The 17,538-nt window shown below is 62.9% G+C and carries 14 protein-coding genes; 9 read left to right on the forward strand and 5 right to left on the reverse strand.

The genetic code is table 11. The annotated features are described in order from the left end of the window. Positions 1-65 precede the first annotated feature (65 nt). On the forward strand, positions 66-782 hold the full coding sequence (gene gph, locus ABG80_RS05575; protein ID WP_058086768.1) for a phosphoglycolate phosphatase: 717 nt from the start codon (positions 66-68) through the stop codon (positions 780-782). A 96-nt stretch (positions 783-878) separates the two neighbouring features. Here gph and ABG80_RS05580 read toward each other — a convergent pair whose 3' ends face one another. Continuing rightward, entirely contained in the window at positions 879-1,529 is a 651-nt protein-coding gene (locus ABG80_RS05580) for a chalcone isomerase family protein (RefSeq protein ID WP_058086769.1), read from the reverse strand. A gap of 463 nt (positions 1,530-1,992) precedes the next feature. Between ABG80_RS05580 and trpE the strand changes: the two genes are divergently transcribed. Continuing rightward, positions 1,993-3,471, forward strand: a complete 1,479-nt coding sequence (gene trpE, locus ABG80_RS05585; protein ID WP_058086770.1) for an anthranilate synthase component I — start codon at positions 1,993-1,995, stop codon at positions 3,469-3,471. A 56-nt stretch (positions 3,472-3,527) separates the two neighbouring features. Continuing rightward, the gene (locus ABG80_RS05590) at positions 3,528-5,957 is read left to right on the forward strand and encodes a putative bifunctional diguanylate cyclase/phosphodiesterase (RefSeq protein ID WP_058086771.1); all 2,430 of its coding nucleotides are present in this window, start codon (positions 3,528-3,530) and stop codon (positions 5,955-5,957) included. On the opposite strand, the gene ABG80_RS05595 is transcribed toward ABG80_RS05590, so the two are convergent. Both ABG80_RS05595 and ABG80_RS05600 read right to left on the reverse strand, forming a co-directional pair. Further along, positions 5,931-7,082 (reverse strand): acyltransferase family protein, encoded by a 1,152-nt coding sequence (locus ABG80_RS05595; RefSeq protein ID WP_058086772.1) that lies wholly within the window; start codon positions 7,080-7,082, stop codon positions 5,931-5,933. The genes ABG80_RS05590 and ABG80_RS05595 overlap by 27 nt on opposite strands. A gap of 120 nt (positions 7,083-7,202) precedes the next feature. Then, entirely contained in the window at positions 7,203-8,279 is a 1,077-nt protein-coding gene (locus tag ABG80_RS05600; RefSeq protein WP_058086773.1) for a PEP-CTERM sorting domain-containing protein, read from the reverse strand. Positions 8,280-8,947: 668 nt separating this feature from the next. On the opposite strand from ABG80_RS05600, the gene ABG80_RS05605 reads away from it, so the two are divergent. Next, positions 8,948-10,189 (forward strand): tyrosine-type recombinase/integrase, encoded by a 1,242-nt coding sequence (locus ABG80_RS05605; protein ID WP_200964263.1) that lies wholly within the window; start codon positions 8,948-8,950, stop codon positions 10,187-10,189. 233 nt (positions 10,190-10,422) lie between these two features. Next, positions 10,423-10,764 carry a hypothetical protein gene (locus tag ABG80_RS05610; RefSeq protein ID WP_152987476.1) on the forward strand — a complete coding sequence of 114 codons (342 nt, stop codon included), beginning with the start codon at positions 10,423-10,425 and terminating at the stop codon, positions 10,762-10,764. On the opposite strand, the gene ABG80_RS05615 is transcribed toward ABG80_RS05610, so the two are convergent. Then, positions 10,734-11,873 (reverse strand): integrase domain-containing protein, encoded by a 1,140-nt coding sequence (locus ABG80_RS05615; RefSeq protein WP_058086776.1) that lies wholly within the window; start codon positions 11,871-11,873, stop codon positions 10,734-10,736. The two genes, ABG80_RS05610 and ABG80_RS05615, sit on opposite strands and share 31 nt — an antisense overlap. 920 nt (positions 11,874-12,793) lie before the next feature. Between ABG80_RS05615 and ABG80_RS05620 the strand changes: the two genes are divergently transcribed. From ABG80_RS05620 to ABG80_RS05635, 4 genes are all read left to right on the forward strand, one after another. Continuing rightward, positions 12,794-13,918, forward strand: coding sequence for a PRTRC system protein D (locus tag ABG80_RS05620; RefSeq protein ID WP_235513754.1), 1,125 nt, complete (start codon positions 12,794-12,796; stop codon positions 13,916-13,918). Further along, positions 13,915-14,154: a hypothetical protein gene (locus ABG80_RS05625; protein ID WP_058086778.1), complete on the forward strand. Its 240-nt coding sequence runs from the start codon at positions 13,915-13,917 to the stop codon at positions 14,152-14,154. The genes ABG80_RS05620 and ABG80_RS05625 overlap by 4 nt, the downstream gene beginning before the upstream one ends. 424 nt (positions 14,155-14,578) lie before the next feature. Then, a complete protein-coding gene (locus ABG80_RS05630) occupies positions 14,579-15,607 on the forward strand; it encodes a hypothetical protein (protein ID WP_058086779.1) in 1,029 nt (342 codons plus the stop codon). Between the two features lie 529 nt (positions 15,608-16,136). Continuing rightward, entirely contained in the window at positions 16,137-17,141 is a 1,005-nt protein-coding gene (locus tag ABG80_RS05635) for a LysR family transcriptional regulator (protein WP_058086780.1), read from the forward strand. A gap of 136 nt (positions 17,142-17,277) precedes the next feature. Here ABG80_RS05635 and ABG80_RS23380 read toward each other — a convergent pair. Then, a partial coding sequence (locus ABG80_RS23380; protein WP_235513755.1) for a hypothetical protein occupies positions 17,278-17,538 on the reverse strand: 261 nt, incomplete at its 5' end.

Raw genomic sequence — 17,538 nt, forward strand, 5'->3', positions numbered from 1 at the left:
AGCGGCACAATGCACCAGCCCATTTTCGCCACCACTTCATCCACGCCCCGATCGGGCCTTTGCTGATGTCCGTGACCTCCACCCCGACTCTCCGTGCAGCCATCATCGACCTGGACGGCACCATGGTCGACACCCTCGGCGACTTCCACGTCGTGCTCCAGCACACCCTGGCCGACATGGGCTGCCACCCCATCGAGCTGGCCCGTGTGGACCGCGAGTTCCTCTCGCTGACCGTGGGCAAGGGCACCGACGACCTGTTGCGCCGCAGCCTGGCCCATGCCTGGGGCCTGCCCGATGATTCGCCCGAGGCAGTCCAAGCCGTGCCCGAAGCCTGGCAGCACTACCAGCGCCATTACGACCGCCTCAACGGCCAGCATGCCGATGTCTTCCCCGGTGTGCCCGAAGGGCTGAATCAACTGCGCGAGCTCGGCGTGCCCCTGGCCTGCCTGACCAACAAGCCCACCGCCTTCGCCGAGCAGCTGCTCAAGCTCAAAGGCCTGCGCGGCCACTTCCGGCACGTGTTCGGCGGTGATGCCTTTGCGCGCAAGAAGCCCGACCCGCTGCCCCTGCTCAAAACCTGCGAGGCCCTGGGAAGTGAACCCGCTGCCACGCTGATGGTGGGCGACTCCAGCAACGACGCGCAGGCCGCCCGCGCCGCCGGCTGCCCGGTGCTGCTGGTGACCCATGGCTACAACCACGGCCACCCGATCACCGAGGTGCCGGCGCTGGCGCACGTGAACCGACTGGATCAGGTCGACTGGGCGAAGTTGTTCGCGGGCTGACTGCGCGCGGTTGATCCACCCAGCCCACCCACCAACGCAAACGGGGCCCGAAGGCCCCGTTGTCACGTCAGCTTGCCCAGGAAGGGCGACGGCCGATCAGAGCAGCGCTTCCAGCACCGGCTGAGCGCGGTGGTCGAGCAGCGCGTCTTTCAGGTCTTGCGTGGTCGGGTTGGTGCCCAGCCAAACGCGCAGGATGGCGGGGAAGAAGTTCGCGTCGGCGATCGGCAGGCCGGCGGGCTGGCCGTTGACGTAGAACACCGTGCCACGCTTGGGCACGTACTCCACCGACAGGGTGTCGTTGGCGTTCAGGCGACGGATGCGCGAGAACTGTTCGCCCATGATGCGGATGGACGGGATCAGGCTGAAGAACTCCTGGCGCGGGCTGTTGGCCTCGATGCCGCGGGTGATGACCTTGCCGATTTCGTCCACGCGCATGCCTTGCAGCATCACGAAGCGCAGCTCCTTGGGGCCGTTGGTCGAGAACACGACCTCGGCCTTGTTGGTCTTCTGGGGCACGTACAGGCCCACTGTGTAGAGCTTGGCCACCGCGCGGTAGGACACGCCCGTGCCGTTGAGCGTCAGGGGCACGCCTTCCACCTTGACGGTGGGTTGGTAGTGCACGCCCACCGTGTTGGCGGCTTGGGCCCAAACACTGCTCACGCTCGTCAGACCCATGGCGAGCCCTGCGGCCAGACCGCAGAGGAGGCGAGCGCCGGCGGGCGCCGGAGATGCCAGGTTCAGCTTCATGGTGTGTCTCTCTCGTCGTTGGATGGATCCGGAGATCCGTAATGAATTGTTACCCGTGCGGCGCGTCACACAACCTTCGTTTTCCCTGGTCCTTAGGGATGTCCCGCCGGTCGAATGAGGGGGAATGGCCGCCTGCCGATGCCGACCTGGCGCGCGACCGACCCCCTGCTACACTGGATTCATGTTCGTCTCACGCAAACAGACCAAAGGTCCGCATGACCGGGGGGCATGGCCCTGGCGATGCTGATGCCTGCCTGAAGGTTTTTTGTGGGTGAGCGGCGCGATGATAGGTGCCCGCCCCCACCGCCAAAGGTCTCACCTGGCGAAATGGGTAAGCGCTGGTAAACGCAGCCGGCGCGAGGTGCCCAGATCACCAAAAAGGGTGAGGGACAGAGACGACACATCACCGTGGCACCGGGCCGGCGAGCCCATTTTGTGCCCTGGGGCTCGGAGGCCCACCACCATGATCACCCGTTCCGAATTCGACGCATTGGCCGCTGAGGGCCACAACCGCATCCCCCTGGTCGCCCAGGCCCTGGCCGACCTCGACACCCCGCTGTCGCTCTACCTCAAGCTCACGCAGGGCAAGCCTTTGAGCTTCCTGCTCGAGTCGGTGGTGGGTGGCGAGCGCTTCGGGCGCTACTCTTTCGTGGGGCTGCCGGCCCGCACGCTGGTGCGCGCCACCGGCCGCCACATCGAGGTCGTCACCGATGGCACCGTGGTCGAAACGCATGAAGCCAACCCGCTGGACTTCATCGAGGCCTATCAAGGGCGCTTCAAGGCCGCCGTTCCCCAGGGCCTGCCGCGCTTTTGCGGTGGCCTGGCCGGCTACTTCGGCTACGACACGGTGCGCCACATCGAGCCGCGCCTGGCCAAAACGCACAAACCCGGTGGCATCGGCACGCCCGACATCCTGCTGCTGCAGTGCGAGGAGCTCGCTGTCATCGACAACCTGGCCGACCGCCTGTTCCTCATCGTCTACGCTGACCCGGCCCTGCCTGGCGCCTACGACCGCGCGGTCGACCGCCTGGGCGAGCTGCAAGCCCGCCTGAACGCCGTCGTGCCCGTGCCGCCCGTGACACCGACCGAATCCCATCCTGTGGAGCGGCATTTCGCCAAGGAAGATTTCGAGGCGGCAGTGCTGCGCTGCAAGGAATACATCGCCGCGGGCGACTGCATGCAGGTCGTCATCGGCCAGCGCCTGCAAAAGCGCTTCACCGCCTCGCCGCTGACGCTCTACCGCGCGCTGCGCTCGCTCAACCCGAGCCCCTACATGTACTACTACGACATGGGTGACCACCATGTCGTGGGCTCGAGCCCCGAGATCCTGGTGCGCCAGGAGAAGAACACCGAGGGCGGCGAAACGGTGACCATCCGCCCGATCGCCGGCACGCGCCCGCGTGGCGCCACGCCCGAGGCCGACGTGGCCAATGAGAAAGAGCTGCTGGCCGACCCGAAGGAGCGCGCCGAGCACGTGATGCTGATCGACCTGGCGCGCAACGACATCGGCCGCATCGCCAAGACCGGCTCGGTCAAGGTGACCGAGGCCTTCGGCATCGAGCGCTACTCGCACGTCATGCACATCGTCAGCAACGTCGAGGGCGCGCTCAAAGACGGCATGAGCGGCCTGGACGTGCTGCGCGCCAGCTTCCCGGCGGGCACGCTCAGCGGCGCGCCCAAGATCCGCGCCATGGAGATCATCGATGAGCTGGAACCCGTGCAGCGCGGTGTCTACGGCGGTGCCGTCGGCTACCTGAGCTTCGCGGGTGACATGGACGTGGCCATCGCCATCCGCACCGGCGTCATCAAGGACCAGGTGCTGTATGTGCAGGCTGGCGCCGGCGTGGTGGCCGATTCGGTGCCCGAGCTCGAATGGAAAGAGACCGAGGCCAAGGCCCGCGCCGTGGTGCGCGCGGCCGAGATGGTCGAACAAGGCCTTTGATTCGCCCGCATTCGGGGAGCGGACATGTCTGATGTCCGGATCCTCGGATCAGGGGGGTGGATTCCGGCATTGTTCAACACCTCAGGCGGGATTCCACCCATGCCCCGGGATGGGGCGATGACCGATTCTGGAAGACCAAGACAGCCTGCTTTGCGCAGGCCTTCCAGACCGTGCTGTACCCCTTTGTTTTTTTCATCGCCGTGATGCTGGTCACCGGCAGCGCCCTGCTGCTGGTCTGGCGCAAGGATCGTTCGCTGATCTTCGCGGCGCTGTTGGGGTTTGCGCACCTCGTCTACTGCTTCAACCCGGTGGCCTACTGGGCTTGGGGGCAGCCTCAGCCGGCCTTGCACATGCTCGGTGCCCTCGGGTTGATCGGCGTGGCCGCCGGTTCGCTGACCTTGTTGGTCGCGGGGTTGGCGCACCTCTCGCGCAAGCGCTGGCCGCGTCACGCGGCACCGGCGCTGTTCTTCGGTCAGTCGGCGCTGTACGGCGGCCTGCTGCTGGTCGACATCCAACTGGCGCAAGCCGGCGTGGCAGCGCTCAACACCCTGGTCGGCCTGGTGGTTTGCCGCTGGTTGTGGGGTGGTGGCTTGAGCCAGCGCACCGTGGGCATCGTGCTGGTGTTGCTGGGCCTGAACCACTTCAGCTTCGTGTTCGGCGGGGAGGCGGCCGCTCCCGTTCAATCCACCGTCGCGGCGGTGTTGCGCCTGACGCTTTGCCTGGCGCTGCTGTACGCGGCCATGGTGCGTTCGGCGGCGCGCGCCAACCGGCTCAAAGACCGGTTCTTTGCTTTGACGGAGCGCTCGCACCAGGGCGTGGCCGTGGTGCGCCGGGGCATGGTCACCTACGCCAACCCGGCGTTTCGGCGCATCTTCGGCATGGACGCGGTGGCCGAGGTGCCCGAGATTTTCTCGCCCGAGTGGGTGGCTCGCACCGTGCCGGCCACCGATCGCGAAGCCGCCACCGACATGGCCACGCAGGTCATCCGTGGACAGATGGAGCAGGCCGAGTGGGGCGGTGAGCGCCTCTCGCTCGACGGCCGCCGACTGCACCTGCGCTACAAGGCCTGGCAGGTCGATTGGGATGGTCAGAAGGCGCTGCAGGTCGTGGTCTCGGACGAGACCGCCCAGCAGGCCGCCGCCCAGGCCCTGCAATGGCGCTCGCGCCACGACGAACTCACCGGTCTGCCCAACCGGGCTGCGCTGCTGCGCCGCCTGGGCACCTGCTTCGAGGACTGGGACCAGGACGGCTTCGTGCTGCTGTTGCTCGACGTCGATCGCTTCAAGTTTTTCAACGAGGCCCATGGTCACCGGGTGGGCGACGAGGTGCTGATCGGCGTGGCCCACCTGCTTCGCGACCGGTTGCAGGACCGCGCCGAGGTCATGCGACTGGGCGAGGACGAGTTCGCCCTGCTGGCGCCGGCCCAGGGCGATCCGGCGCGCGTGTCCACCGACCTGGCCCACACCATTCGCCGCCTGCTCAGCGAGCCGCTGACCGTGCGCGAGCACCGCTTCTACATCGACGTGTCGATGGGCGTGGCCACGCACCCTTCTTCGGCGCAGGGGCCCGAGCAACTGCTGCAGGCTGCCCACGCCGCCATGCACGAGGCCAAGCGCCTGCCAGGCACCTCGGTGCAGTTCGCCGCCGACCAGATCAAGCAAGGCATGGCCGCTTTCTTCAACGCCGAACAAGCCCTGCGAGCGGCCTTGCAGAACCACGAGTTCACGCTGGTCTACCAGCCCAAGGTGTGTGCGCAGCGGGGCGAGCTCATCGGTTTCGAAGCCCTGGTGCGTTGGGACCGACCGGGCATCGGCCGCGTCAGCCCGCTGGACTTCATCCCTGCGGCCGAGCGCACCGGCCTGATCGTGCCTTTGGGTGCGCAGATTTTGAGCGAGGCCTGCAGACAGCTCGCGGCTTGGCGCCAGGCGGGCCTGCGCATCGTGCCGGTGGCGGTCAACGTGTCGCCGCTGCAGTTGCTGGATGCCAACTTCCCCGCCCAGGTCATGCAGACGCTCAGGCAACACAGCCTGCCGCCGCGCGCCTTGACCCTGGAGATCACCGAGACGGCCGCCGTCACGCACATGGACCAGGCCATGGCCCACATCAAGCTGTTGCGCGAGCAGGGCGTGGAGGTGGCGCTCGATGACTTCGGCACCGGCTTTTCGTCGCTGAACATGCTGCGCAGCCTGCCGCTGCAGACGGTCAAGATCGACCGATCGCTGATTGACCCGATGCCCAACACCGAGGCCGTGGCCGTGGTCAAGGCCATCTGCGACCTGGCCTCGGTGCTCGATCTCGACGTGGTGGCCGAAGGCGTGGAGACCCCCGAGCACGCCCGTGCCGCTCGCGAGGCGGGTTGTCACGCCTTGCAGGGCTACTTGTACGCCCGCCCGCTCAGCGTCGACGAAGCCACGGGTTGGCTGGCTCGCGCCACCCTGGTCAGCCAGGTCGAGCCTGAATCAGGCTTTCACACGACGGTGGTCTGACCAACGCCGCAGCGCAGCCTGGGCCGGGGCTTCGAGCCAGCGGTAGGTCAGCGCTGCCAGGCCGAAGGTCGCCACCAGGTAAGCCAGCAGCCACCAAGGCGAGTGCAGGGGCAGGTTGGCGGGGTTGGCGCCGCTCAGGTTGGCCACCAGCAGCTGCAGCGGAAAGTGCAGCAGGTAGCTGGCGTAGGTGGTGTGGCCCAGCGTGGTCAGGCCGCGCGAGATGCGTTCGGAGCGGGGCTGCACCAGTGCCAACAAGGCCAGCATCGCCACGGGCGTCAGCAGGGCGACGTAGAACATCGGGCGCAGCATGCCCATGAACGCCAGGCCCGTGCCCAGTGCCAGCGCCACGGCCATGCCGGTTTGGGCCAAGCCCCGCAACGCCAGGGTGGTGCCTTGCAGCCACCGCCAAGCCGCGTGCGTGAGCCCGCCCAGGTAGAAAAAGAACAGGCACAGCACCAGCGGGTGTGGCGTCAGCTTGAGCGCGTAGATGGCGCCCGTGACCGCGATGACCGCGCCGATCTGCCAGGGCCGCACCCAGCCCAGTCGGCTGAGCGCGAAGAACACGCCATAAGCCAGCACCTCGATGGAAATGCTCCAGATGGGTCCGTTGAACGACCACTCGCTGCGCCCAGCCCAGTCGCTGGCCAGGAACAGCTGCAGCACGAAGTGCGCCATGTCGTTGTGGGTGTAGACGTAGTCTTGCCCGGTTTGGGCTCGGTACCAGGCGATCAGCGGCAGCATGGCCAGCAAGGTGACCAGGTGCAGCGGGTACAGGCGCGAAAACCGCAGCCAGGCGAAGCGGCCTGCGGCCACCTTGCCATCGGCCACCGCCTGCCCGTACTTCCAGAAGAAGATGAAGCCCGACAGCGCCCAGAAGGCCTGCACGCCCAGCCAGCCGTGGCCGTAAAAAGGCGCCAGCCAGCCCGCCAGGGGCTGCACGGCGTGGCCGTGCGTCATGTCGGCCGTGACCGGCCCCACCACGTAGAAGTGCTGGTAGTGCCACAGCAGCACCGACAGGGCGCAGACGAAGCGCATCAGCTCCAGGCCCAGCAGGGTGGCCGGGGCGCCGGGTGGCGCGGCGGGGCGAGTGGCAGGGCGAGCAGCGAGGGCGCGTGGTGCAGGCATAGAGCGCCGATCATGCAGCAAGCTCGTGGCCTGACCCCGTCGCCTTGGGCAGTCATCCGAGGGGGGGGCCGTCACCGAGGTTTGCTCACCTTGGTGACGGTGGCCCTGGGCTTTTTCGCCTCAAACGAGGTGGGCTGCTTCCTGAGACTTTGGAGCCTTTTGGGCTTTTTGAGCGCCTTGACGGCGTGCTCGCTGCCAACCCATCAAGCCCAGGCCAACCGCCGCCAGGGCGAAGCTGCCGGGCTCGGGAACCGAGCTGACCAGCGCGGGGTCGAAGCGGGTGTACAGGCTCAGGTCGGTGCCAAGGGTGTGTTTCAGCTGGGCCAGCACGGGGCGGTAGTTCTTGTTCTCGAAACGAACGGTGGCGATGAAGGTGCCATCCTGGTCGCCGCTGGTGGTGACGAGCCCTTTGTGATCGATGGTGTATCCGCTGCTGAATGTCACCTTTTGCGAGACGGAGCTGGTGAGCTCCGGGCGCACGCCGGAATAAGCCCAACCGCCGTCAACGTAAGACAGGCTCATGCCAAAGTACCCGCCAACATCGGCGTCGACACCGGTGATCGTCTTGCCAAAGGCCTGAGCAAGGGCCGCGTCGGTGGAAAAAATGCTGGGGTCGCTTTGGTGGGTGATCGTGACTCGCGCGGTGATCTCCAGGGCCGAGTTCGCGCCGACCTCAAAGGACATGTCGTCAAAATGGAAGTCGGTTTCCTGGAAGTTGATGGACGTCTTGTAGGGGCTGGGGCCATCGTTGGTGGCGTTGGGGCCGTGCGAGCGAGGGGCGGCCAACTCCTGCTTGATCTCTGCGGTGTTCTGGAGCGCCTCGTTCAGGGTCACCGCACCCGGCCCAGCCTGGATCTGCACCTGGCTGTCCCCGGCGCTGTAGGTCGGGCCCTGGGTTGCCAGCATCGGGATGGCTGAGACGGTCATCGCACCGCCCCCACCGTCCATGAGCGAGCCGCCGTGCTGGTACGTGTGCATCCCCCACCAGTGGGGCGCCACGTAGTCCCAGTTGTTTTTGTAAGGTGTAGGCGGGGTCCATTCACGGACAACAGGCGTGGACGAACCCGTGGACAGGTTGATCATGTTCGCCTGGACGTTGTTCACCGAAACGGTGACGCCGAGCAGATCGGCCGCCAGGGTGGTGGAACTCACGGTCAGCGCGAGCACGCTGACGCCCAAGGATGCGATGAAACGCATGGTCTCTCCCTCGATTGATTGATGTGAAACGAACGCTATCGAACTCCTGGTGAAAACTCAACCGGGCTAGCCCACGGCCGTCGTGCGCCGCCACCACCTGCCCCCGCATTCGCGGGTGAGCTGCTGCGGTGATGGACCGGCGTGAAATGGCCGGGCTGCGCCGCCGTGGCCCGAGGTGGCTAGAATGTCCAGCATGCGTGTGTCCTCGTCTCCCTCAGCAGACCTGTGCCGTCGGCGTTGGCGTAAGCCTGCGAACTGACCGAACCATCGCGCCCTCGAAGGCGCCAGACGCCCCATCCGCCAAGACACTGGCCGTTCAGTGATCCAAAGCGGGTTTCCGAGCGGGCCGGACAACGGGGGCTGCCCAGCGCCCCTCACGAACTCCACAGGAAAGAGCGCACATGCTGCTGATGATCGACCAGCCCCAAGGTCGTTTTCTGGCGTCCCATGCTGGCCCAAAATCCAGCGTTCTCCTGGGGAGCTTGGCTCTTGACGTCTCACCAAAGCCCCTCTCATCCCGGAAAAAAGCGGGTATCAAAGCGGGTATCGGTTTTAGGCCGTTGCCATGGTCAAAGCACCCGTCTGACGGTGCCTTGTAAGCAGCATTGCACCCACTGACCTTGACGCGCCAGGCATGGCTGCAAAGATGAATTCAGGTCGGCTCGCCCGTGCGCGCCGGGGAATTCAGCGGAGCAGCCATGCCACTCACCGACATCAAGATCCGTCAGGCCAAGGCCAGCGAAAGGCCGCTGAAGCTCTCTGATGGCAATGGCCTGTACCTGGAGGTCAAGCCCAACGGCTCGAAGCTCTGGCGCTACCGGTATCGCATCGATGGCAAAGAGAACCTGTTTGCGCTTGGCGACTACCCGACCATCACCTTGTCCGAGGCGCGCAAGGTCCGCGACGACGCACGCGAACTGATCAAAAAGGGGCAGCACCCCGCGCATGATCGACAGAACGGGCGCCGCCAGACCATCGCGAGCAACCGCGACACCTTCAAGGCCATCGCGCAGGAATGGATCGAGAAGAAGCGTGGTGGGTGGACGCCCTACTACCTGCTGCAAATCGAGCGCGGCATGAAGACGGACATCTACCCGCGCATTGGGCGACTGCCCATCCGCGCAGTGACATCGGCAGACGTCCTGGCCATCCTGGACCGCGCGTCGAAGCGCGGCGCGGAAACCGTGGCGCTCAATTTGCGCCAGTGGTGTTCGGCTGTGTTTCGCTATGCCGTCGCAACGCTGCGCGCGGACCTTGACCCTGCGGCGCCTTTGCGTGGTGCCGTCATTCGGCCACCCGTTGAGCACAGCAAGCCGCTGTCACGAGAAGACATCGCAGACCTGCAAAATCGACTCGCTGTGTACGGCGGGCACCGCACCACCATCATTGCCGTGCGACTCTTGCTGCTGACCTTTGTCCGCACCACTGAAGTAAGGCATGCCGAATGGGCTGACTTCCATCTGGAGGAAGCCGAGTGGCGCATTCCTGCCGAGAGGATGAAGATGCGCCGCATGCACATCGTGCCTCTGGCACGGCAGACCGTTGAGGCATTGCGTGAATTGAAGGCCGTCACTGGTGATGGACGTTGCCTGTTCCCGAATACCCGACGCCCGCATGACGTGATGAGCGGCACCACGATCAACCGTGCCCTTTCCATCATGGGCTTTGCTGTTGGCGAAGTCTCGGGCCACGACTTCCGGGCCACTGCCTCGACGCGCTTGCACGAGATGGGCTATCGATCCGAAATCATCGAGCTGCAATTGGCGCACACCGAACGCAACCGCGTGAAGGCCGCCTACAACCATGCCGACTATTTGCCGGAACGGCGGCAGATGATGCAAGCCTGGGCTGATTGGTTGGATGGCGTGGCCGCGACGGTTCAAGGATCCCCGGCTGATCGGTCGACGTGACGAGGTGCCATGCTGTCGTGTGAATGGCAGCAGTTGAAGTCGATCAATTGCGTGGGAACCTGAACTCCTGTCAACAAGAGGAGAAGGAGCCATGCGGCGATTCACCATCTTCACGGACTCGAATGTCGAGGCGCCACGCCTCATTCTTCTTGCACTTGTCGTGCACCAGTGCAACAGCGCATCTGTTCAGATGAATGTGCTGAGGGCCGATCATCCATCGAAGGGAAGCTGACATGGACAATTCCTCAAGTACCGTGCCGGAGTCCCTGCATTGCGATCAACTCATGCAAAAGCTCAAAGGCCTTTTCCTGCGGCAGCAGGAACTCATGGCTAACTTGAAGCTCGCAGCCTATGTCGCCGACGCCATGCGAGTGCTGCAAGTGTTGGAGCAGCAGGCCGACATGTCCGAAGCCTTTAGCGACACATTGAAATCCGTATGCGCTGATTGGCGCAATCCTGGTTCGATCGAACAGCCAGCGGATTTGATCGCCGTAGCGTTGGGCTATGTCGTCGCTGCCTTGCAGCAGATTCTGACCGAGATGGATCAAGCGATAGGCGCAGTGCCATCGAGATAAACCTGTCGATCATCGACCATGCGTGATGTGTTGTCGGATGCAGTGACCGGAAGTTCGGGGACGGCTTGGCGATCTGCGACGTGCCTACCACCGAGGTAGGCATTGACGATCTGAGGTCTCCCATGGCCCAGCCTCTCCGCAATGTCTCGCCTTGCGGCCACGTCCACAGCGCGGTCCAATATCTCGCCGCCATTGACCGGTGCGGGCGATCCCGTCGCTTGCTGGTATTCATCCGCCGCGTACTGGTGCCGCAGGCCATGCGGCACTACGCCCAAGGCCTTCTTGGTCACGCCGAAGCGCTCCATCACATACCGCAAATGCCTGATGGCCTGAACCAACGTCAGTTGTGGATCACTGATGCTGTCGTTTTCCCCAATGACCAAGTCCTGCGCCAGCTTGATGGCCTGCAGGCGTGCGTCGGTATCGATTGGCACGTAGCGTTTGCGCCCGCCCTTCGTCCCCCTATGCGTAAAGAGGTACAGCGCGGTGTTGCCACCTACTTGGCCTGCCTGCACGGCAGTCAGTACGTCCGCATGCGGGCGCAGCATGCAGGCTTCCTTGAACCGCAATCCAAATGCCTGCATCAGCCGCAGTGAGGCCGCTGCATGCAGGTCATGGCGTTCGACCTGCGCCAGCACCTGATCGACATCCACGCCGCGCTGTCGCCAGCCCTTTGGCATGGTCGCAATGTAGCTGCGCGTGATCAGCGCCGGGTCGTCGAAATAGGCGCTCAGTGGTTTGACCAGCTTGGGCTTGCCGATCCATCCCGCAAAGGTCGTGAGGAAGCTGTGATTCTTCTGCAGCGTTGCCGCGCCCAGCTCGCCACGCTCAGCCCGCTGGCGCCAATCGGCCATCAACAGATCAACATGCCGCCCGCTGAACGAGCGCGGATCAAGCTTGAAGCATTTGACTGGGTTGTCTCGAAGGAACGAAAAGATGCGGAAGCAAAACTGCCTGCGCTCCTCCATCGTGGCGTGCGACACGCCTTTGCTTTTCGTGGAGTGGCGCCAGTTGTGGCGCTCCAGGATCAGCGCCAGAACGTATTTCCAGCGCTGTGGCTGAAGGGGTAGCCTGTCCAGTTCAACAGGCTGGGTTTGAGTCTTGGTCATGATCAATCCATTTCGTCCAGTCAAGGGTTGTAGGGGTTGAGAGAGGCGCGTGCATCCCATCGCGCGCAAGGTCAGCATTCGGTTGCGAACAAAGCCGCAGCCAGGCCAGTCGTAAAAGTGAACGCCGTGCACACGGTGTCAGGCACACGTGGCTGCTCGCTCGGGGCGAACCGCAGATCGACCGGTCTGGCCGGAAGGCTGCGCAGCAAAGTTGCACGGGCGTCACCCGTACGGGATGCCAATCAAGGCACCCAAATCGAACGCCGCCGCCAGACCATCTGATGACACCGAAGCCAACGCGGTGCAGGGTCTGTTCACGCCAATCCGCAAGCTGTCGGTCGGGCCGACATGACAGGGGATGCTCGAAGCAAAGCGTGAGGCGGGGCGAAGGGGATCACGGGCGTCGCGAGAGCGCGCGCCGTTTGCCAAGGCCTCCAAGGGCGCAAGGCAAGCATCGTCGGTTCAAGACCGACATGGATCCACATTGACACGCAGGCATGCGTGCCGCAAACAAGCTGACCACCATCTTGCGATGGCCAGCGGGGACACTTCCGACTCAAGGTCCAGCGTGACATGGCGTCACGACTCCAGGGCTTCCTTTGGCGACCGATGCGCCCGGTGTGGAAGCTACCGGCTTGACGCCATCAAAGCATGCGCTAGGCGGCACCTCAATGCAAGCGCAAAAAGTGCCGTTATCCCGCCATTACCCCTGATCGCCAATGACCTGGTCTGCGTGCCCTTGGGGTTGACAAGTCTTCGCGATACCTCTCTCTCCGAAACCGGTCTGGCCAAGCGAAATGCGCCCGATTGCAGGCTGACCGCAATCAGACTATCCATGCGCTTGACCCCGCCGTGGATGAGCGTGGTCCGTGCGCATTGGGAGCAGAGCCGGACTGGGTCCGATGCCATTGATCAGGCTGATGCCGAAATCCACCCCATTCAGCGCCCATTGCCGGTGGCTGGCTGACCCGCCTTTGCGCACCCTCATGAGCATCTGTTCTTCTTTGGGGATTTTCATGAGCATCGTGCGCGCTATTGATGTTGGATACGGCATCACCAAGTACATCCGCCGAGTTGACGGCGACTGCATCGAATGCGGCAGCTTTCTATCGATGGCTGAGTTCTGTTCGAGCGACACCACCATGCAAGGGTTGGGTGGTCGGCGTGACACCGTCGCGGTGCCAATGGGCCCTCACTTCTACGAGGTTGGGCCAGACATTGAATTGGCCCTTGAGCCGTGGCGGTCAACGTTGAAGGGCGAGGATTTCATCACCACGCCTGAGTACCTGGCCTTGATGCGCGGCGCGCTGTACTACATGAACGTCGAGGTCATCGACCTGCTCGTGGTGGGCCTGCCGGTGGCCTATTTCGCGGACAAGAAAGACAGCCTCGTCAAGCTGGCCGAAGGCGAGCACTCGGTTGGGCGGGGCCGCAAGGTTCTGGTCAAAAGGGCGCTTGCCGTGGCGCAGCCGCAAGGGGCACTGGTCACCTACGCAGCACAGCAAGGCGTGCTCGATCAAATTCAGCACCAGGACAGCCTGATCATTGACGTGGGTACCCGCACCTTTGACTGGGTGTCCACACGCGGCATGAGGCTGTTGATCCGCAAGAGCCATTCGGTTGATCGGGGCGTCAACAACATGCTGCGCATCATCGCGCGCGAGATATCGCGTGACATCGGTGCGATCTACCTGCATCTGGATGCCATCGACTTGGCGCTCCGCAAGGAACGTCCACTGACCTTGTATGGCAAGCCCTATTCCATCGAGAAGTTCAAGCCTTTGGCCATGACCGTGGCTCACCAAGCCGTGGGCGCGATGCTCAGTCAAATCGGCGATACACAACGGTTTGACAACGTCGTGCTGACAGGCGGGGGCGCCCAGATATTCAAGAAGTACATCAAGGAAGCGCTCCCCCGGCACAGCTTGCTGGAGTTGGCCGAGCCCGTTTATGCGAATGTGCGCGGCTTCCAGCTTGCGGGACAGGGGCGGGTTGAGGCCGAGGCAGGACTTGATGCAGTGGCCCAGGTGGAGCAGCGGCGGTGACGCGCCGTGCCGATGAATCCGAGCTGGTGATCTACGTGGCGATTGACCAGGACAGTGCGCCGCTGCTGCACGCCGACCTGGTTCGCTTTCGCAAGGGCCCCAAGCGGGTCCAGCGGCTGCGTATGCTGGCGCTGCAAGGCTTGATCTTTGAAACTGGCGCACAGCCCAAGCCGCCGCGCCCGCAAGGTGGCACCTCCGCCGCTGGAGGTGTCTTCAGCGAGCCAACCGACGACTGATGTGTGTCCGGCATCGCTGCTGTTCTTGGGCAATAGAGTCTGCGACAAGCTAGCCCGGTGCACCCCTCGGGCGTTTCGCAGCGAACGGGTGCGACGGTGGCCGTGGGTAAGCACACCGAAGACCGAGCCAGGGCAATAAAGTGCGCGACATCAAGGGCCGGCGCGTGACCGCTTCAGACTGCTCGGAGTCATTGGCGGTCCGAGGCCTGAACGGCAGCAACCACAAAAAACGGCCTTTGGCTGCCAGCGGCCTCGACAAGCGGGCGTAGCAGAGCGTCGGCGTGGAATACTCAGATAGCCGTGGCTAGAAATGAACTGTCGGACCCTCATGTGATCCATGCCTTGGTTGCGGAACCAAACTGCTCGATCTTATGTGGTCCAGCAGCCATGGCACGAACATAACTTTCAACCTCAACGAACAACAATGGCAGAACTAGACGCAGAGAAGCTAAAGGAGAACGCGCTAACATCGATTCGCCTTGGCATTGAGGATTTCCAGCGCACCAAGCAGACGAAGGAACAGGGAGGCGATCCGGCCCGTGCCCTTTCAGCCGTTCGGAACCTGTTCGCAGGCATCCTGCTTCTGTTCAAGTACAAGATCGCGGTTTCGGTCGATGATCCTGACGATGCGCCTGCCTTGATCTTCAACCCTCCAGAAGTCATGCCGCAAGCTGACGGCAATGGTGGCGTCGAGTGGAAGCCCGTTGGGAAGTTCAGAAAGACCACCATCGATGTCGCGACCATCAAGAAGCGCTTCGAGGGGTTCAATATTGAAGTCGACTGGCAGGCCATCGAAAAGATGCAGGAGTGCCGCAATCACCTGGAGCACTTGCACCCTGCCAATACGCTGGGCGAGGTGGCGGGCTTCGTTGCCGACCTGTTCCCTGTTCTGGGCGAGTTCATTCAGACGCAACTGAACGAGCAGCCCGCCGAGTTGCTAGCCACTGCATGGCCCGTCATGCTCGCGCATCACGAATTCTTCACCAACACCATGGCGTCATGTGCGGCTGCGTGGGACGACGCTGGTGTCCCTGAGTTGATGCGGCCGTGGCTAGGTCAGTGCCAGTGTGAGGAATGCGGCTCTTCCCTGCTCCGTCCCAGCCAAGACGACATCGAGGACGGGGCCAGCGTTGAGCGCCAGGATAAGTCGTTCAAATACGGCTGTGTAGCCTGCGGCCACTCGGACGTGATTGCTCCGCTGATGATCAAGGCACTCAACGACGCCTACGACTATGACCCACGCGATGGAGGCGAGCCCGGTGTCGAGGACTGCAATGGTTGTGATCGCTCAACCTTTCTCATCCAGGAGCAGCATTGCCTATGGTGCGGAGCTGAACTCGACTACAAGGAATGCTCAGTCTGTGAAGAAGCGCTAGGGCAAGGTGACCAGGACAACGGTGGCGTTTGCGGCTACCACGCACATGTCTTCGAAAAAATGATGCGAGACGACTAGGTTCGCTCAAGAAGTCGAACTGACAGACCTGTCACTGAACTGCTCTGGTTTATCGAGACAGCAATTCTGGAAGACGGCGAGATGCAGGTCTTGGCGGGGTCGCGGTTCGAATTCCACCGAGGCCGATGACCGCTTGGGTATCAAGCAGTGAAATTGCGCTCGCCGGCGGCCACCGGCAGCAACCGCTGCAGGGCTGCCGCCTGCCGTGCAAGGACAGTTAAAGGCTGGTCAGAGTCATTCGCGGACCATCGCCTGAACGACTGCACCTACGAACACCGGTCCTTGCAAGGCACTGGCCGTAACCGACGACCGCGTCCCAGAACTTGTCACTGCGGGCGCGCGGCGCCCTTCTTCGAGCAGCCACAGACACAGCGCGACCCCGGTTGAACGCTGACAGCATCCCGTATCTGCTTTTAGTTCTCGCGCCCTCGCCGTCGCAGTGGGATGTTCAGCCTCTTTAGGAAGTCGGACCAGAAGTCATCAGAAGAATGCACGGATTCATGGCGCCGCACTAATTTGGTGCCGATGAATGGCACCACGCTTGCTATTTCTGTGCAGATGGCATCTGGAGTTTGCAGTGGTAATCAGTGACATAGACGTTCGCTTGTTGAGAGTCTTTCGAGCGGTGGTGGAAGCAGGCGGCTTTGCCAATGCCCAGTCCATCCTCAATGTTGGTTCCTCCACTATCAGTGCTCAAATGTCCCAGTTGGAAACCCGGCTTGGCTACGTCGTCTGTCATCGTGGCAGGGGCGGTTTCAAGCTCACTGACAAGGGCGAATCTCTATACCGCCTAGTGATTGAGTTTTTTCAATCCGTGCACAACTTCGAGATGCAGGCTGGGGAGTTGCGAGGGGGCATGACTGGCCAACTTCGCATTGGCTTCATTGACAATATCGTCAGCGACCCCAACTCCCCGTTTCGAACAGCGGTAGAGCGGTTCCGACGGCAGCCTCACAACCAGGCTCGGCTACTGCTCGAGGTGCTGTCGCCTCAGGAGCTCGAACGCGGCTTACAAGAGCATCGCATTGACGTGGCTGTTGGCATCTTCTACAGCCGACTGCCACGCCTTAACTACGAGGCTCTGTACCTCCAGCGTGATGTGCTGGTCTGCCACCGTGACCACTCGCTGGCTAGGATCTCAGACGAAGGAGACCTTGCCGCAGCACTCCCGTTGAGTCACAAAGTGCTGCGCTCATTCCTGGGAACGCACGAGTTTCCATTTGCCAGTCCTGGTGGAGAGACCATGATTTCCAGCATCAGTCATATTGAGGCAGCGGCCCTGATGATCCTCACTGGAGACTGCATCGGGTTCCTGCCCAGGCACTATGCAAAGACATGGATAGATAGTGGTGAACTTGTCGAGTTGCTGCCCCATCAGCTATTCCGCGACACGCAATTTTCGATAGCAATACGCGAAGACCAGATGCGTCCTCCGCCAGCACTTCATGCATTTCTGGGATGCTTGCGCGCCGCGAAGGTGCAGGATGTCAGCACCGAGTCGGTGCACTTCCAGAGAAGTTCGATGGGCATGTGAGTTACTTCGATTGGCCGATATTTATCTGGTCAGTCTCAGTAGATAGAGTTACCTCCATGACGTGTCTCGATGCAATCGTGTCGAGCGTCTCGTAGAAGGACTCCCCATGAAACGATTCGTGTTGGCGCTGGCATGCTCAGCCGCATTGAGCACTGGTGGCAACGTTTTCGCCGCCGACAAGACCCTCACCAAAATCAAGGCCGGTCACCTGGTTGCCATCGACATGGCCCCATTGTTCATCGCCAAAGAAAGTGGATGCTTCGTAAGCGGTCAATAGACTACGCCCCTTGCGGTTCCTGCTCAACCGTGATGGGCACGTTGTGCCGGTGATGGTCGAGCGAGAATCGCGGTTGTTGCCGCACCTTGCGTTCAATCGATGACCAACCCATTTGCCCCG

The organism is Aquabacterium parvum, from assembly GCF_001447195.1.
Taxonomy (GTDB): domain Bacteria; phylum Pseudomonadota; class Gammaproteobacteria; order Burkholderiales; family Burkholderiaceae_C; genus Aquabacterium; species Aquabacterium parvum.

Bases quoted from the DNA above. Each gene is read 5' to 3' on its own strand.
- gph (WP_058086768.1), top strand. From the start codon at position 66: ATGTCCGTGACCTCCACCCCGACTCTCCGTGCAGCCATCATCGACCTG.
- ABG80_RS05580 (WP_058086769.1), bottom strand. From the start codon at position 1,529: ATGAAGCTGAACCTGGCATCTCCGGCGCCCGCCGGCGCTCGCCTCCTC.
- trpE (WP_058086770.1), top strand. From the start codon at position 1,993: ATGATCACCCGTTCCGAATTCGACGCATTGGCCGCTGAGGGCCACAAC.
- ABG80_RS05595 (WP_058086772.1), bottom strand. From the start codon at position 7,082: ATGCCTGCACCACGCGCCCTCGCTGCTCGCCCTGCCACTCGCCCCGCC.
- ABG80_RS05600 (WP_058086773.1), bottom strand. From the start codon at position 8,279: ATGCGTTTCATCGCATCCTTGGGCGTCAGCGTGCTCGCGCTGACCGTG.
- ABG80_RS05610 (WP_152987476.1), top strand. From the start codon at position 10,423: ATGGACAATTCCTCAAGTACCGTGCCGGAGTCCCTGCATTGCGATCAA.
- ABG80_RS05615 (WP_058086776.1), bottom strand. From the start codon at position 11,873: ATGACCAAGACTCAAACCCAGCCTGTTGAACTGGACAGGCTACCCCTT.
- ABG80_RS05620 (WP_235513754.1), top strand. From the start codon at position 12,794: ATGCCGAAATCCACCCCATTCAGCGCCCATTGCCGGTGGCTGGCTGAC.
- ABG80_RS05630 (WP_058086779.1), top strand. From the start codon at position 14,579: ATGGCAGAACTAGACGCAGAGAAGCTAAAGGAGAACGCGCTAACATCG.
- ABG80_RS05635 (WP_058086780.1), top strand. From the start codon at position 16,137: ATGGCACCACGCTTGCTATTTCTGTGCAGATGGCATCTGGAGTTTGCA.